The organism is Lactobacillus sp. ESL0680, from assembly GCF_029392855.1.
In the GTDB taxonomy this organism is placed as follows: Bacteria; Bacillota; Bacilli; order Lactobacillales; family Lactobacillaceae; genus Lactobacillus.
Window position 1 is genome coordinate 59,536 of record NZ_CP113945.1, and the last position, 15,444, is coordinate 74,979.

The window sequence follows — 15,444 nt, forward strand, 5'->3', positions numbered from 1 at the left end:
AGAAAAAAGTCCACTAATGTAGGACTTTAAAATTATTATTCATATACAAATAAATATTATAAGGAAATATTTATTATTTTTTTGCATAATGTATTAGTAACAAAATAACTGGTAGAATTTGGCAGATAGACCAATATGCTAAATTGACATAAGCAATAATTATAATTGTAGGATACTTTAATACTGTATAGTACAAAATTACCAGACCTATACCAACTACAAGAGATAATATTTCTATAAATTTTAAAGTCTTTTGTTTTGCTATGGCTATGCTTTCATTGCCTTCAATATCTTCGTTAGTTTCTTTTTTTACCTGTCTTGTAGACGGTGCATGATTATGAGTATTGTTTAAAGATGATGCCATAAAAAAGAAAATAATTGCTATAATTATATCTACTATTGAACTAAAAGTATTTGTTTTCCATTGATATATAGCAAGAAATAATAAAGCAATAGTTATTATTAAATCTAATAAGTTTATGGCATGTTTTCTTGTTTTTTTCATAGATTCTCCTCTTTATGAAATATAATTTTACATCAAGGTTGAAAAATAGGAAATCTATTCCACAGATTTAGTGTTTAATGTAGTGATAAGCGCTTCTAGCAAGGGACTAAAAATTAATGTTTATATTTACCTAACTGTGTCTCTAGGGATATGCTTTTTTATTAAAAAATAAAAAAGCAATTAGTTGAGTAGACCCAATCAGTTTATATAGTGTACTTTAAGATTGTAGTTTTATCTCTTATTTATAGAACGATAATTTGTTCTATTATTATATTTATAATATTACATAATATCAGTGTTTGTATAGTTTAATTTATAATAATAAAAGCCTTGCATATATAACATATGTTATATATAATATTATTAGTGTTATATATTTATATAAAAAGGAATAGTAAATGAAAAAGAAAAGTAAGTATAGATTAAAAATGTTTTGTCTTTTATTTATCGCAATAGCATTAGTTGTTGCAATACTATTAGTGGAAAGACACGATATCTGGGCAATGATTAGAGATTTAGTATCTCTTGCTGTAGTATTATTTATTTTTTATATCTCATTTTCAGTAGAAAAAGATTCTAAAGATTCAGATGATAGTGTAAAAAATAAGCATAATTATAGTGCTGTTATATTTATAGTGCTATTTGCTGTAGCGTTAATTTCTATAGCGTTATATTCGTTTTATAAAAAGTCAATTATATTTCTGGGTATATTTACAATATCAGGTATTCTTATTGGTTTGTCAGTTTTTGTGGATTTTGTGGATATTCTAGTTAGTTTGTTTAATTTTTTTAAAAATAAAAAATAAACTTTTTAAATATACTTACAGAGTAAGGGTAGAGATACATGAAAAGTAAATTACAACGTTTGTTAATTGTGTTATGCAGTATAGTAATGCTTATTCAACCAATAACGTATATTACTAGTAACACAGTAATTGCTACTACAACGCAAAAGGAAAAAATAAGTACTGCAAAGAAAGATTTAAAATTACAGGTTAAACTTAGCGATAAAGATTTAAAGCTAATTTCTAATAAGAATATTTTAGCTTTAGATAAACAAATTAATGAAGTTAGACCACGTGGTTTTGTTAGTGATGTAAAATTATGCGTAAAAGCGGTTAGAGTTGCATATAAGTTATTACCTAAAAAAGTACAAAAGAAGATTTTGAAATATGGCATTACGAAGACTGCAAAACTTATAGTTAAAGTAGTTGATAAGTATAGTGGGTATTCAAGTAAACTTGTACATACAATTTGCAAAAAAATACATATACCAAGAAAATATGCAAATATATTAGCGAAAGTAGTTAATTTTTTTCTTTAACTGAATAACAAATTTGAGTTAAAAATTTCCGAGTTAAGAAATGTCATGAATCCAAAAAATAGAACTAATTTCTGATATTTTATCAGGGCTAGTCTTTTAGAATTTCAGATTCCTTGAAGATATTTATTAAGAGAAGTAAAAAAAGCGATCCCATAGGAATCGCTTTTTTCTTTTGACGTATTTTTATTTTTGCTTTAAATATTGTTCATACAAAAAGTTTTCTTTGTTTAAAATGTCTAATGTTAAAATATCATCTATTAATATGGGTGATTTGTCTAGCTCATCGGTTATGCCAAAATCTTCATAATATTCTTGCTCAGCTAATAGTAATTCTTTTTTGTTGATATTGATAAGCTTCCCAGTATGAACATAATCGTCAGTAGTAGTGGTAAGTGTAATAATCGATTTTTGTTCACAACAATAATTTAATATGCTGTTTATATTACTTTTAGGAATATTTTTATAAATCCTTTCAAGGTGTAAGCGATCAAAATTATTCTGACTATTCTGATAGTTAATAAAAAAATCAAAAGTTGACGTATAGTTATTATCCTGTATGATTTTTGCAATATTATCTTTTTTGTATAAAACATAGCTATCTAAACAGCCATATTCATCGATTGATTTGAAAATATAGTATTGGTTTAAATCATCAATTAAATATCCTAATAAAAAGTCGTTGTCTTCTATATTTTGGTAGACACTTACTAAATTATTTTTATTAAGATATTTATTACAAATTTCATTATCATTCATAGTTTATAAAAATTCCTTGTTATTTACGGTGTTCTTACCATATTTACTTAGTAATCCTTAACTCCAATCTTCGAAGTAAAGTGAATTAAGTTGTTCTTTTGTTGTTTTAACAAGCCAAGTAACCTCTTTAACTTCACCGCGGCTAACAGAAGATGATCTTAGAGTAACTGCGGCAATTGCTAAAGCATTTTCGTAATTATTTTTAAGTCCTGCATCAATTGCTATGGCGCTCAAAGTATTTTGACCATCCATAAATACCTGCTCTAATTCCTTTTTGTCGCTGGAACTTGCTTCTACTTGATCGGATTTGGCACTTTCCGGCGTGTTTAACGGCTGAAGAGTAATGTAGTTGTTATCAAATTTGATTGCGTCGGCTTTAACAAAACTGTTGTTAAAAGTTAGACGGTCAGGATCAGACGCGGAAATTATGTCATGATTTTTTCGGAATAAGTGATAGTACAACTCAGCTTTTTGGGTTTTATTATCCCAAATATAGAATAAGCCATCAGCACTGATTGTTTCATCTTTTAGCGGGGTTAATGTAGATAATTCCTTACCCATAGATGAATAAAGCTGGATTGGCTTATCAGAAATAGAGGTAAAAGTGCGATAGGCCATGTCGTCATAATCAGCAATTGGCAAATCATTCCTAATCTTGAGCAAGCTTTCATCAAGATATTCATTAGGACAATCATGTAAATGGTAGATGTAACCGTCAAAGTCTTCTGCCCAAGGGCTAACGCACCGATCGATTGTTACTTTTTGACCCTTTTTAAGCTTACGACTAGTGTTGCGATTAGAGATGTATTGCGTATGGGTATTCTTAGTAACTATTGCGGTTGTAATGCCGTTATAACGAGCAATTTGGCCATTGATTTTACCAACATTCTTAGCATTTAGATAGCGGTTGTTTCCCAGCGCATAATAATCTTGGCCCTTAATTTTATGAGTTGGCAGGTAACTTTGTTTTTTAGAATTTTGATAGTAAAAGTACTTGGGAATTGTAGTAGTGGTTTTTATTTTACCAGCATACTTAACCAAAGTATTTTTGGCTAAAGTTTTTCCTACCTTTTTTCCGTTTTTGTTGTAAATATTAGACGCGTGGTTGAGCAGCAACTTGCCTTTTTGCAGCTGCTTACCATTAACTGCCATAACATACTTTGCCTTAATGTAAGCATTGTGGGCAATTTGGTAGTATTTTGTTCCGTGAATAAAAGCGGTTCGTCCCGTGTATGCAATATCAGTAGTGTCATAGTCACAATCTAGGTAAGCGTAGCCTTGATTGTCGGTATTAATAATACGTATTCCTGGTATGTTGTTATAGTAGCGATAACGCTTGCCGTTGGCCTTGTAGATAAACGGATCATCGATAACTGTGATGGTATTTTTCTTGGTTTTACTAATAGCTTGGACATTCTGTGGCTCAAGCATTGATAAGATAGGACTGCTGAGTAGTACAGCAGCTAGAATAATAGTTATTTTTTTACTTAGTTTCATTTTTTACCACTTTACTTTAATTAATTTGCCCTTACCAACAATGTAGTAAGATGTGTTCTTGACTTTAATTGGATCGCCATAGATATTGTATGGTGTATGTGCTGGAATTTTGCCGCGTGGGTTACCCTTAGTGTCATAAAGAGTTATTGCTTTATCATTCCAAGTAATTCCGCGGCCGCTAACATTACTTGCTGGTATATAGAAGTCGTTATCAATTAAGTAAAAGGACCGTCCACTAGCGTAATGTGCGTTTTTATTTTCGATAGTATCTTCGTTAATTTTATGAACTTTAACTCGTGAACCAGCCTTTAAAATTATCGCGTTTGCGCGGTGACCTTTGTTGTTATATAAGTAAGTACTGTGCATGACACGCTTAGTGTTCTTAGGAGATGTAATTTGGTTTTTCTTGCTAACTTTGAAATTTTTAACGGGTAAGTAATGTTTCTCATCTAGAAGATAAAAATTATGTCCGTTAACTTTTTTGGTGCCATTGATGTTAACAGTTGAATCAGCTTTTAAAATTAAACTGTTAAGGCGTTGACCATTAGCGTTGAATACGTACGTATCGTGCTTGAGTTTAATCTGCTTTTGTCCGGCGATTAACACTTTGACGTTAACGGCTTTAGTCGTACCGTCGGGTAGAACAACGTTGACAGTACCGTCTACAAGGCCATTAATAATAGTGGTGGGTTTACTATGCCAAACAAAGCTTGTACCATCGGGCATGTCTTGCCAATTAGCTAGACTTAACTTAGCAGTTTCTGAATCTTGGGTGATAGTAGTACCAGTTGGGATAGTTTCTTCTTGTCCTTTGGGCAAGGCCTCAGGATTAAATGCATTATAATCAATTATTGGCGAGTCTTGATTTACTAGGCTGTCGGCGTGAGCAACTTGCTGAGGATAGCTTAAACCGCAAATCATCAGGCTTGCACCAAAGACAAGTTTGAGGATCTGGTTGACCTTTTTTTCTTTCATGTTTTTTCCTTATATAAAATTACTAATAATAAATTCATTTTCATCATAATTCTTTAGCAGGGCAGTGTAAAGCTCTTTAAGTAATGTGTGATTTTTAATATGTACAATAAAAAGAAGTCCATCCAGGTTTCATGACTTCTTTTACATGAATTTTTGGTATTAAGTGGTAATTTGATGATTATTTGTAGATGCACAAAAATAACGGGGGTGTCATTATGATAGAAAAAAATTTAGATAATGATATATTAATTTATAAAGCTGTTAGCTCTAATTCGTGGTTTAATGATGATTATGATGATATTGATTTTCAAGAAGAAATGAAAAAAGTAGGCAATCCTGATACTATGCAGGTTGGTAAGGAGAATATTCCGAGGTAGTTCCAAAACAGGGCAATATTGATAGTGTTATATTTGGCAGTGTGGTTACATTTCAGACGTTTACTAATGGTAAATTGGAATTGCTATTAAAAACAAAACAAGTTCCCCAAATTAGTATCTGAGGAACTTGTTTTTGGTATAAAAAAAGCACCGCCTACTTGCAGTGCCATTTCTATCAGATGGGTGGCCAGGGGTTCGAACCCTGGACCCACGGATTAAGAGTCCGTTGCTCTGCCAGCTGAGCTAGCCACCCAAATATATTTCTGTTGACAATTAAATATATTAGCAATTATTTTTGATTTTGACAAGAGTTTTAACTAAAAAAATTTAAAAAATGCAAAAAACAGTGATTATTAATTTGACTGCTGTTTTTTGTTTAAATCCAACTGACAGATTAGAAGCTTATTACTAGTTATTAATATGACTATTTAATTGGAAGATGATAAAACTTTTTAAAAAACTTGTTTAGGTAAAGAATTATATCATCTAACATAGAATATAATAATTCGATATGAATGTTTGTTAGGTTAATATCCAATATGGGAAAGGTATAGAAATGAATATTGGTACACTACTTAAAAAATATCGTATTCGTCAAAATAAAAGTATGAAAGAATGGGTTGGCAATGTAATGACACCATCACAATATAGTAAGGTTGAAAGGGGGATGTCACAAATTACTACTGAACGTTTACTTGAACTTCTAGATCGAAATGGAATTGTAGCAAGTGAATTTTTTAGTAATAATGAAGCTGGCGAAAATAATTATAATTTGGAGCAGCAACTACGTTATCGTTTAGTTAACGCATACTATCATAATTCAGAAGCAGAAATAAATCAGGTCAAATATATGATCGAAAAATCCAAATTACCGGATGATACTAAGCAAAACTTATCTATGATAGTAAAAGTATGCTTGGCAGATGTTAATAATGACTTTGATAGTTTGAATAGTACAGAAAAAGCTCAGATTAAGAAGGAGATATTTGAAGATGAGGACTTAGATAAACATGATATTGAACTGTATTGTAATACTATGGGGTTTTATGATTTAGACGATAATATTTTTATGGTAAATCGAATATTTGATAAATTTGGAACTAATACAGATGTTGAAATTCAAGAAATCATATTAAGTATACTTTTTAATTTGTTAACCATTTGTATTGAAGAAAATAGATATGATGATGCGCTTCCGTTTGTCCGCATGGCTGAAAAATTACCGGTACATTATCAAAACTTGTGTCAACACCTAGTACTTAATTTAGATATTTGTATGATTAAGTATTATTATGACCCAAAATCTGATTATTTAAATGAATGTGAATGCCTAATAAAAGCAGTTGCTTATTCTGGATTAGTTGAGTATAGTGATGAACTTAAGAAATTTTATTTGAAGTATGTTCGAAAGTCTAATACAAATAATTAATTATGGGGACAATTAAAAATTTATGTCATGTAATGACATAAATTTGAATTATATAACTATTTTGTTTTTATAAGTTGGTAATAAACTACAATAAAAAGATGATTTAAAAACGGGAGGGCTGTTCAAAATATGAAACTAGGTAAGTCGAAAAAATACATCATTGTACTTATTGCACTGGCTGTAATTGTTATTGCTGGTGTTAGTATTCATAATTCGGGTTATACTAGAACTAGTAATACAGAGCAAGTAAGTACAAAGCATATCAAACATAAGCAGCGTACGCGCGTTATTTCACCAGCTGAATTTAATAAAATAAGTATCAATGTTTCGGCAACAGATATTGCTGTTCGTAGCGGCAATAAGTATCAAGTTAAAATAATGGATACTAAAGATACCAATGTATCATCACAAGTTAAGCAAGATACATTAATAATACGTGACCACGGTCCCGGACGTCCTTTTGGTGATGCTGGCTGGGCTAATCAGGGATTAAAATTAAAAGTTTTGATTACTATTCCAACTAATCAGGTGCTATCAGCAGTTATCGCTAATTGTTTAGATGGAGATTTTAGCTTGAAGGATGTCCAGTTACAGACTTTAAAGTTCAGATCTGATACAGGCGATTTCAAATTAGCAGATACTCAACCAGAAAAATTAAATATTAAAACTGATTCTGGCGATAGTAAATTATCACATGTTGTAATTAAGCAAGATTGCAAGTTTAAAACTGATTCTGGCGATAGTAAATTATCACATGTTGTAATTAAGCAAGATGGTAAGTTTAAAACTGATTCCGGTGATTTAACAGTGTTACATTCACAATTGAAGAATTTCTTCTGTAAAGGTAATAGCGATGTGAATATTACTAATAGTAAATTATCTGGTTATAATACATATGATCTTTCAGGTGATTTTAACTTACATCAGGCTTCTAAAAAAGATAATTATCAGTTGATGACAGATGAAGGTGAAGTTAAATTTTTTGGGAATAATTGTGGCAATAAATTTAGTAAGAAGAATTCAAGTAATGATAATCTAATCAAAGTTGAAAATGATTATGGTGATATTCTGATTAATTAAAGGTAATAAAAAACAGCGGTCAAATTAATGATCGCTGTTTTCATATTTAATGGGTGGCCAGGGGTTCGAACCCTGGACCCACGGATTAAGAGTCCGTTGCTCTGCCAGCTGAGCTAGCCACCCAAGTTGTGATTACACATAACCAACAGAAACTATTATGCTATTATTTTTTGTGAATTGCAAGTTTTTTTATTAAATTTCGGTGACTTTTTTGGCTAATAGGGTAAAAACCAGTATAATAAAAGCAAAGGAGGACTTTCGATGCCAAAGAAGATTCTGGTTGTCGATGACGAAAAACCGATTTCCGATATAATCAAGTTTAACTTAACTAAGGAAGGATTCGATGTCGACACTGCTTATGATGGCGAAGAAGCCGTCAAGAAAGTTGATGAATACAATCCAGATTTAATGATTTTGGATCTGATGCTGCCAAAGAAGGATGGCTTGGAAGTTGCGCGTGAGGTTAGACAGACGCACGACATGCCAATTATCATGGTTACAGCCAAGGATACCGAAATTGACAAGGTTTTGGGCCTGGAAATGGGTGCCGATGATTACGTCACTAAGCCTTTTTCTAATCGGGAGCTGGTCGCTCGGGTTAAGGCTAATTTGCGGCGCCGTGATATTGTTAAAAAGGTTGAGAGTGCTAATCAAGACACGGCAACTAAAAATATCACGATTGGTAACTTAGTAATTATGCCAGATGCTTACATTGTTGAAAAAGATGGTAAAAAAATCGAATTAACCCACCGTGAATTTGAGCTGCTTTATTATTTAGCTCAACACATGGGTCAAGTAATGACAAGAGAGCATCTATTACAGACCGTCTGGGGTTATGATTATTTCGGCGACGTCCGGACCGTTGACGTAACGGTTCACCGGTTGCGCGAGAAGATCGAGGATAACCCAGTACAAGCGCAAATCCTATTGACGCGCCGCGGTGTCGGCTATTACGTCAAACAACAAAATGAAGAATAAACCAAAACAAGCCTGTCGGACTATTTTTTAGTGCGCGGCTTTTTTACTATCTAATTAATAAAAATAATGAAGAAACTCAAAAGCAAATTTAAACATCTATTTATTTCGATTAATACCACACTCGCAATTGTCTTTATGGCGATGATTATTGCCATGATTGAAGTGATTGGGGCGTACTTTACCAGACAATTGGAACAAAGCAGCATTGAAAGCTTCCAGTCGTCAATTCAAGTCCCACCGATTGTCACCAACCAATTGTCGCTGCAATTGTTGCGCGATAATAAGCGCTCAAGTACCAGCTTGAACCGGATTGTTAATGATTATAGCAATGGTACTAACACGATTAGTGAGATTATCGTGGTTGATAATAAGGATATTATTCGCGCAGTATCGAATTTGAACGATAAAAGTCGAATTGGTCAGCGGGTTAATAACCTGCTGGTTAAGCAGGTCACGTCAACGGGCCGCCAGGAAACCAAAGTAATTAATGATAATGACAATTATATGGTGCAAGTTACGCCGCTGAATGCGGGTAATGGGTCGGCCAATACTGTTGGCGCCATTTATGTGCGGGCCTCAATGCAGGGTGTCTTTAACAATTTGCGTAATATTTCCTTTATGTTTTTGGTGACGTCATTAATCGCGGCCTTAATGGGGGCAGTACTATCCTTAGTCGTGTCACATGCGATTACCAAGCCGATTGAAGAAATGCAGGGGCAGGCCTTAAATATTGCCGATGGCGATTATTCCAGTCAGGTAAAAATATATTCTAATGATGAATTGGGGCAATTAGGTCAAGCCTTTAATACCTTGTCGGTGCGCATTGAGCGTTCTCAGGAGGAGTCCGAGAGTGAGCAGCGGCGGCTGGACAGTGTCTTGTCGCACATGAGTGATGGGGTTCTAGCGACTGACCGTCACGGCAACGTCAGCGTTGTTAACCAGATGGCGCTCAACTTTTTAAATACAACCAAAGAAGCAATTATTAACAAGCCAATTGCGACAGTGTTGGGTCTAGAAGAGACCTCGCAGGATTTGATTTCTAATCAAAAGGGAATTGTCATCACGCTTAATCAGGGAACACGTGATGAAGTGATTTTACATGCTAGCTTCTCTTTGATTAAGCGGGTAACGGGCTTTGTGTCTGGTAGTGTTTGTGTTTTACATGATATTACCGAGCAGCAGAAGAATGAAAACTCACAAAAGCAGTTCGTATCTAACGTGTCGCATGAATTGCGGACACCATTGACGAGTCTGCACGCTTATATTGAAACTCTAAATGAGGGTGCGTGGAAGGATCCCGACGTTGCACCGCAATTTTTGCAGGTAACGCAAGAAGAAACGGAACGTATGATCCGCATGATTAATGAGCTGCTTAGCTTGTCGCGGATGGATCGCGGCGTGTCGAAGGTTGACTTTGAATGGGTTAACTTTAATGATTTTGTGGCCCATATTTTGGACAGGTTTGACATGATTGTTAAAACTGATACCAAAGAAGGCAAGAAGAAGTACACGATTAAGCGTGAACTGGGCACTCAAGCATTGTGGGTCGAGATTGATACCGATAAGATGGCGCAGGTAATCGACAATATTATGAATAATGCGATTAAATATTCGCCAGATGGTGGTACAATCACGGTTAAGTTGAAGCGGGAACAGAACCGCTTGCTCTTGAGTATCACTGACCAAGGACTGGGGATTCCGCGCGAGGACCTCAATAAAATCTTCGACCGCTTTTATCGAGTTGACAAGGCACGCTCGCGGGCTCAAGGCGGCACCGGTCTAGGCTTAGCAATTGCCAAAGAAATTGTGGTGGCCCATCATGGTCAAATTTGGGCCAGCAGCAGTGAAGGTAAGGGTTCTACCTTCCACATTGCCTTACCGTACGAGCCGATGAGTGAGGAGGATGATTGGGATGAAATTTAAGTTTAAGTTTGGCGATTTCTTCTTAATGTTGGGCACATTGCTCGTTTTTGGCTTGTCGATTGTATTGTGGATTTTTGTTATGACAAACGATCAATATTTTAGCCATATTAATCAGACCAGCAGCGTAACCCAGCAGGCGCGCAATCGGCTCAATAATTCGGTATATGATCTGTATATCCCCACTAGCTCTTACGGCTTTAAAAACGGGCAACTGTACAGGCTTTATGATGCGAAGAAGAACTTGCCGCTTGAGTTCACTAAGGAATTGAAGGGGATCAAGTTTAAAAATCTCAGTATTGCGAGCACTAGCCGTTCGGAATATGAACACCTGCTTAACAATCCTGATTATATCCAACTGACTTTTCCTGATGAGGTTAGTATTAAGCTGTTTACTAAGCAGGGCTCATCTGCAAGTGGGCAAAAGTTTCGGCGCGTGTTTATTTCTGCTAATAATGACCGCCTCTATCTAGGTAATGACCAGACAATGACTGTCTATCAGCTTGATCTGGCACGGGCTAATTTTGCCAAGTTGCGTAATTATGCCAATCACGCGCGCAGTAAGACACCGGTTAAGTTTGTGCGGCTGAAGAATAATTATGAGGTCTTTTACACGAAGGCTGAGAGTTGGCGGGTATACAGTTATTTGACTAACAGCCAGACGGATTCATACTTTGTTTCGCGCCTGCTCGGGACAACCAACGTGACAGCTCGTTCGAGTAAAAAGGGCTGGGTGACTTATTCGCTTAATTATTACACCAAACTGCGCATTCCCAAGAGCGGCACTAAGAAGCATGATCTTTTGTACACTAAGTATGAAAAAAGTAAAAATTTAGCGATGCATGAGCAGCTGCTCGATAGTGTCGACTATGTCCATAAGGTGGGATTAAGTGAGCAGGATTTGCGCTTCTTTGATACGAATGGGATGGCAATTAGTTATACCAATTATATTGAAGGTCTGCCCGTCTTTACCGCACAGCATACGCCGCAGATTAAGACGACTTTTACTCCAGAATCAATGCAGGTAGCCTTTAATAATATTGATTTGCAAATTCCAATCCCATTTGACGGGCAGACGCGCAATTTGCCCGCGACTGATACGGTATTGCAGGAATTAGTCAACAAGGGTCTAAAAAAAGACCAAATTCAACGGATAATTGTTGGCTTTAGGATGGTTAAGGACAACAGCCACGACCATCTAGCTAACTTAATTCCAACCTATTATGTTAAGGCTTATAATCGCTGGCAGAGTTTGGATGAATGGCAAAAGCAAGACTTATCAGTTTTAAATAAGACCAATAAGGAAGGAGCGCAATAAGATGGACCGCAAACGAATTGAATGGTTATTTTTTATTGTTTTCCTATTAATTGACCTTTATTTAGGGGTTGAAATCTGGCGCTCACCTGTTAATCTAAGCAATACCGACAATACCCAGTCGACCAGTATTCGTTCTGAGATGCGGGCAGATGGCATTGATTTACCGGCGCATATTTCACATAAGCAGCAGTCAGGTTACTACCTTGCTGCCAAGAAGCGCAATTATTTATCTGGCAAACTTGCTGGTTTGACTGCAGTTAACACCCATTTTTCTAAAAGTGACAATGTTTTAACTGGAACGCCCAAGGTACTAGTTTCTCTAAGCGGCAGTCATAATCAGGTTTTAAAGCAGCTTGATAGTTTTAAGAATGATGCGGAAAATGTTCCTTATGGAGCTCAGTTTAAGTATGAGCCTCGCATGTCTGGTTCTAATACCTACTGCTATGTTCAAAATACGGATTATGGGCAAGTTTATGACAATGATGCGCAGTTAACAATTAACGTTCGAAATAATACCATCGTTAATTACACGATTTCTTATATGGGACCAATTAACGCGGTTCGTGAACCGCAGCTGATTATCAGCGCGTGGCACGCAATTAAGGCGATGTATACCGACCGTGAGATTGTTAATAATTCGCGCGTTATTCAGATTAAGCTGGGTTATTCCAAGTTGACGGAAGTTCGCGGCAGCACAATTTTATTACCGACATGGCTGATTTGGGTTGAGAATAAGACAACCAAAAACATTACGGTTAAGCGAGTTAACGCTTTTACCGCCCAAATTTTGCAGGCGGGTAATTCTTATAGTGTACAAAAGAATTAGAAAGGAACAGTTAGGTGCGGGTTTCGATTTTAGCTAGTGGTTCAACGGGCAATACCAGTCTGATTGAAACAGGACAACATAAAATTTTGATGGATGCTGGCTTGTCAGGCGTCAAAATTAAAGGGTTGCTTAGTCAAGTTGGTGTTGATATTGCGGACATTGACATGGCCTTTTTAAGTCATGACCACTCAGACCATAGTAAAGGCTTGGGCGTATTGATGCGGCGCTATCCCCAGATTGCCGCCTTTAGTAATAGCGGCACGTGGCAATATTTATGCGAAACAAATAAAATCGGTAAGCTGCCGGTGGAGCAGATGAATACGATTGAGCCAGGGCAAACGCGAACGTTTGGTGACTTAGACGTTACCGCGTTTGCGACCAGTCATGATGCGGCTGAGCCGCAGTATTACGTTTTTACCAGCGGCGGCAAACGGATGGCTTTTTTGACAGATACTGGGTATGTGTCACAGAAAGTTGAAAGCGTAATTGCAGATGCGGATGCTTATCTAATGGAATTTAACTACGATAATATGATGTTGCGTAATGGCCCGTATTCTTGGGGATTAAAGCAGCGGATATTGTCAGATGAGGGGCACTTGTCTAATGAGGAAGCTGGACAAGCACTGCTGGATGTTGTGACCCCGCGAACGAAGCATATTTTTTTAGCTCACCGCAGCCAGCATAATAATACGGCAAAGCTGGCATATGACGCAGCTAAGCAGATTTTGGTTGCTGGGGATGCTAATTTACCTAGTGATGTCCAAATTCAGTTGACTGATCCGACGCAGCCAACGAACTTAGTACAAATTTAATATTTTTGCCGATAATTTTTCAAAAATTATTAGTATATTAGGCGATATATGTAAAGGAGATAATGATATGGATAATCAAAATTCTAATCATGGTAAGAATAAGTTTCTTGTTAAGACCGCTGTTGTTGGTGTCGTAGCGGGACTTATTGGGGGCGGGGCTTCCTATTTTGCTATTGACCAGATTAATAATGCTAATTTGAACAATAATCAAGCGCAAACAACAATTAGTTCTAATAGTGCCAAAACTTCTAAAAACAGTGCCAAAAATAGCGGCGCAATGACCCCAGCATATAACGATGTCAAGGGTGCCGTTGTGTCTGTAATTAATATGAAGCGGCAGACAAATAATAGTAGTAATTCGTTGTTTGATATTTTTGGCGATGATGATGACAGCGGCAGTAAGAAGGGCAAATTGCAGACTTATAGCGAAGGCTCTGGTGTCATCTACATGAAGTCTGGCAACAAGGGCTATATTGTAACTAATAACCACGTAGTTTCCGGCAGCGACAAGGTACAAGTTATGTTGTCAAATGGTAAGACAGTTAATGCGCGGATTGTGGGAACAGATGCGACGACCGACCTGGCCGTGTTAGCAATTGACTCTGGTTACGTTACGCAAACGGCCGAATTTGGCGATTCTAAGACTTTACAGCCTGGACAGTCAGTGATTGCGGTTGGTTCCCCACTTGGTAGTGAATACGCGTCAACCGTCACTCAGGGGATTATCTCGGCTCCTGCTAGAAGCATTACAACTTCATCAGCCAACCAGCAAACGGTTATTCAGACAGACGCAGCAATTAATCCGGGTAACTCAGGTGGTGCCTTGGTTAACTCCGCTGGTCAAGTTATCGGCATTAACTCAATGAAGCTGGCGCAATCAAGTGACGGGACTTCTGTTGAGGGCATGGGTTTTGCCATTCCGTCGAATGAAGTTGTGACAATTGTTAACCAACTGGTGAAGAAGGGCAAGATTACCAGACCGCAGCTTGGGGTTAAAGTTATTGCTTTGCAAGGTATTCCAGCCAGCTATAAGAAGCATTTGAATATTAAATCTAACTTGACCAGTGGTATTTACATTGCTTCAGTAACTAAGAATGGTTCAGCTGCCATTGCTGGTATTAAGACTGGGGACGTTATCGTGAAAGTTGACGGCAAAAAAGTGACAGATGTTGCTTCGTTACACAGTATTTTGTACGATCACAAAGTCGGAGATACCGTCAGTTTGACCGTTGATCACAACGGCAAAACACTCGATTTGCGGGCTAAGTTACAAGCTGATTAAGAAAATAAGTTAAACAAGAAAAAGGCTATACTAAGCGGTTTAAGTCGTCAGTATAGCTTTTTTGTTAATATTAATTATGGGAAACATTTTTTTATTCGGTAATGAGGACTGTCAAGTAAAATTTTAGCCGGTAATTCTTGTTGATAACTGTGGAAAACTTTGTGGATTGTGCATAAAAGATGTGAGAATGCTTTTAAATGGCTGTGGATAATCTGTTAATTGTGTTTAAATATTAGTGAAAATATATTTGCACAAACAATTGTTCAAGTTGATATAACAGTATTTTAGCGCGATAAGTTTGTGAACTTGGGCTGTGAAAAGTATGTGTGTGGGTAAAATTCATTAAAAGACAGAAAAAAATTTGG

Annotated in this window: 15 protein-coding genes and 2 tRNA genes; 11 read left to right on the plus strand and 6 right to left on the minus strand. The window is 36.2% G+C overall.

Translation table 11 applies throughout. The annotated features are described in order from the left end of the window. Positions 1-73: 73 nt before the first annotated feature. Positions 74-505: a hypothetical protein gene (locus tag OZX58_RS00290; RefSeq protein ID WP_277130993.1), complete on the minus strand. Its 432-nt coding sequence runs from the start codon at positions 503-505 to the stop codon at positions 74-76. 398 nt (positions 506-903) lie between these two features. Here OZX58_RS00290 and OZX58_RS00295 point away from each other — a divergent pair, with 398 nt between their 5' ends. Beyond that, positions 904-1,311, plus strand: coding sequence for a hypothetical protein (locus tag OZX58_RS00295; protein ID WP_277141008.1), 408 nt, complete (start codon positions 904-906; stop codon positions 1,309-1,311). A 38-nt stretch (positions 1,312-1,349) separates the two neighbouring features. Further along, entirely contained in the window at positions 1,350-1,829 is a 480-nt protein-coding gene (locus tag OZX58_RS00300) for a hypothetical protein (protein WP_277141009.1), read from the plus strand. Between the two features lie 183 nt (positions 1,830-2,012). Here the strand turns inward: OZX58_RS00300 and OZX58_RS00305 are convergent, their stop codons facing one another. Genes OZX58_RS00305 through OZX58_RS00315 form a run of 3 tightly spaced genes read right to left on the minus strand, consistent with a single transcriptional unit; the run spans position 2,013 to position 5,057 of the window. Then, the gene (locus OZX58_RS00305; RefSeq protein WP_277141010.1) at positions 2,013-2,585 is read right to left on the minus strand and encodes a hypothetical protein; all 573 of its coding nucleotides are present in this window, start codon (positions 2,583-2,585) and stop codon (positions 2,013-2,015) included. Positions 2,586-2,642: 57 nt separating this feature from the next. After that, positions 2,643-4,082 (minus strand): SLAP domain-containing protein, encoded by a 1,440-nt coding sequence (locus OZX58_RS00310; protein ID WP_277141011.1) that lies wholly within the window; start codon positions 4,080-4,082, stop codon positions 2,643-2,645. Positions 4,083-4,085: 3 nt separating this feature from the next. Beyond that, positions 4,086-5,057 carry an SLAP domain-containing protein gene (locus OZX58_RS00315; protein ID WP_277141012.1) on the minus strand — a complete coding sequence of 324 codons (972 nt, stop codon included), beginning with the start codon at positions 5,055-5,057 and terminating at the stop codon, positions 4,086-4,088. Between the two features lie 215 nt (positions 5,058-5,272). On the opposite strand from OZX58_RS00315, the gene OZX58_RS00320 reads away from it, so the two are divergent. Beyond that, positions 5,273-5,434 carry a hypothetical protein gene (locus tag OZX58_RS00320; RefSeq protein ID WP_277141013.1) on the plus strand — a complete coding sequence of 54 codons (162 nt, stop codon included), beginning with the start codon at positions 5,273-5,275 and terminating at the stop codon, positions 5,432-5,434. A 180-nt stretch (positions 5,435-5,614) separates the two neighbouring features. On the opposite strand, the gene OZX58_RS00325 is transcribed toward OZX58_RS00320, so the two are convergent. Then, positions 5,615-5,687, minus strand: a tRNA-Lys gene (locus OZX58_RS00325). Positions 5,688-5,990: 303 nt separating this feature from the next. On the opposite strand from OZX58_RS00325, the gene OZX58_RS00330 reads away from it, so the two are divergent. Both OZX58_RS00330 and OZX58_RS00335 read left to right on the plus strand, forming a co-directional pair. Then, positions 5,991-6,863 (plus strand): hypothetical protein, encoded by an 873-nt coding sequence (locus OZX58_RS00330; protein ID WP_277141014.1) that lies wholly within the window; start codon positions 5,991-5,993, stop codon positions 6,861-6,863. Positions 6,864-6,992: 129 nt separating this feature from the next. After that, the gene (locus OZX58_RS00335; RefSeq protein ID WP_277141015.1) at positions 6,993-7,943 is read left to right on the plus strand and encodes a DUF4097 family beta strand repeat-containing protein; all 951 of its coding nucleotides are present in this window, start codon (positions 6,993-6,995) and stop codon (positions 7,941-7,943) included. 50 nt (positions 7,944-7,993) lie between these two features. On the opposite strand, the gene OZX58_RS00340 is transcribed toward OZX58_RS00335, so the two are convergent. Then, positions 7,994-8,066: transfer RNA gene (locus OZX58_RS00340), tRNA-Lys, on the minus strand. Positions 8,067-8,204: 138 nt separating this feature from the next. Between OZX58_RS00340 and yycF the strand changes: the two genes are divergently transcribed. The 6 genes from yycF to OZX58_RS00370 all read left to right on the plus strand — a co-directional run bounded on the left by yycF (position 8,205) and on the right by OZX58_RS00370 (position 15,079). Further along, positions 8,205-8,921 carry a response regulator YycF gene (gene yycF, locus OZX58_RS00345; protein ID WP_277130980.1) on the plus strand — a complete coding sequence of 239 codons (717 nt, stop codon included), beginning with the start codon at positions 8,205-8,207 and terminating at the stop codon, positions 8,919-8,921. 66 nt (positions 8,922-8,987) lie between these two features. Then, positions 8,988-10,844 (plus strand): cell wall metabolism sensor histidine kinase WalK, encoded by a 1,857-nt coding sequence (gene walK / locus OZX58_RS00350; RefSeq protein ID WP_277130979.1) that lies wholly within the window; start codon positions 8,988-8,990, stop codon positions 10,842-10,844. Continuing rightward, positions 10,834-12,159, plus strand: coding sequence for a hypothetical protein (locus OZX58_RS00355; RefSeq protein WP_277141016.1), 1,326 nt, complete (start codon positions 10,834-10,836; stop codon positions 12,157-12,159). Before walK ends, OZX58_RS00355 begins: the two co-directional genes overlap by 11 nt. Position 12,160: 1 nt before the next feature. Next, positions 12,161-12,985, plus strand: a complete 825-nt coding sequence (locus tag OZX58_RS00360; RefSeq protein WP_277141017.1) for a two-component system regulatory protein YycI — start codon at positions 12,161-12,163, stop codon at positions 12,983-12,985. 14 nt (positions 12,986-12,999) lie between these two features. Then, entirely contained in the window at positions 13,000-13,797 is a 798-nt protein-coding gene (locus tag OZX58_RS00365) for an MBL fold metallo-hydrolase (protein ID WP_277141018.1), read from the plus strand. A gap of 67 nt (positions 13,798-13,864) precedes the next feature. Further along, positions 13,865-15,079: a trypsin-like peptidase domain-containing protein gene (locus OZX58_RS00370; protein ID WP_277141019.1), complete on the plus strand. Its 1,215-nt coding sequence runs from the start codon at positions 13,865-13,867 to the stop codon at positions 15,077-15,079. Positions 15,080-15,444: the final 365 nt, after the last annotated feature.

Bases quoted from the DNA above. Each gene is read 5' to 3' on its own strand.
- OZX58_RS00305 (WP_277141010.1), bottom strand. From the start codon at position 2,585: ATGAATGATAATGAAATTTGTAATAAATATCTTAATAAAAATAATTTA.
- OZX58_RS00355 (WP_277141016.1), top strand. From the start codon at position 10,834: ATGAAATTTAAGTTTAAGTTTGGCGATTTCTTCTTAATGTTGGGCACA.
- OZX58_RS00315 (WP_277141012.1), bottom strand. From the start codon at position 5,057: ATGAAAGAAAAAAAGGTCAACCAGATCCTCAAACTTGTCTTTGGTGCA.
- OZX58_RS00290 (WP_277130993.1), bottom strand. From the start codon at position 505: ATGAAAAAAACAAGAAAACATGCCATAAACTTATTAGATTTAATAATA.
- walK (WP_277130979.1), top strand. From the start codon at position 8,988: ATGAAGAAACTCAAAAGCAAATTTAAACATCTATTTATTTCGATTAAT.
- OZX58_RS00360 (WP_277141017.1), top strand. From the start codon at position 12,161: ATGGACCGCAAACGAATTGAATGGTTATTTTTTATTGTTTTCCTATTA.
- OZX58_RS00295 (WP_277141008.1), top strand. From the start codon at position 904: ATGAAAAAGAAAAGTAAGTATAGATTAAAAATGTTTTGTCTTTTATTT.
- OZX58_RS00370 (WP_277141019.1), top strand. From the start codon at position 13,865: ATGGATAATCAAAATTCTAATCATGGTAAGAATAAGTTTCTTGTTAAG.
- OZX58_RS00320 (WP_277141013.1), top strand. From the start codon at position 5,273: ATGATAGAAAAAAATTTAGATAATGATATATTAATTTATAAAGCTGTT.
- yycF (WP_277130980.1), top strand. From the start codon at position 8,205: ATGCCAAAGAAGATTCTGGTTGTCGATGACGAAAAACCGATTTCCGAT.
- OZX58_RS00330 (WP_277141014.1), top strand. From the start codon at position 5,991: ATGAATATTGGTACACTACTTAAAAAATATCGTATTCGTCAAAATAAA.
- OZX58_RS00310 (WP_277141011.1), bottom strand. From the start codon at position 4,082: ATGAAACTAAGTAAAAAAATAACTATTATTCTAGCTGCTGTACTACTC.
- OZX58_RS00300 (WP_277141009.1), top strand. From the start codon at position 1,350: ATGAAAAGTAAATTACAACGTTTGTTAATTGTGTTATGCAGTATAGTA.
- OZX58_RS00335 (WP_277141015.1), top strand. From the start codon at position 6,993: ATGAAACTAGGTAAGTCGAAAAAATACATCATTGTACTTATTGCACTG.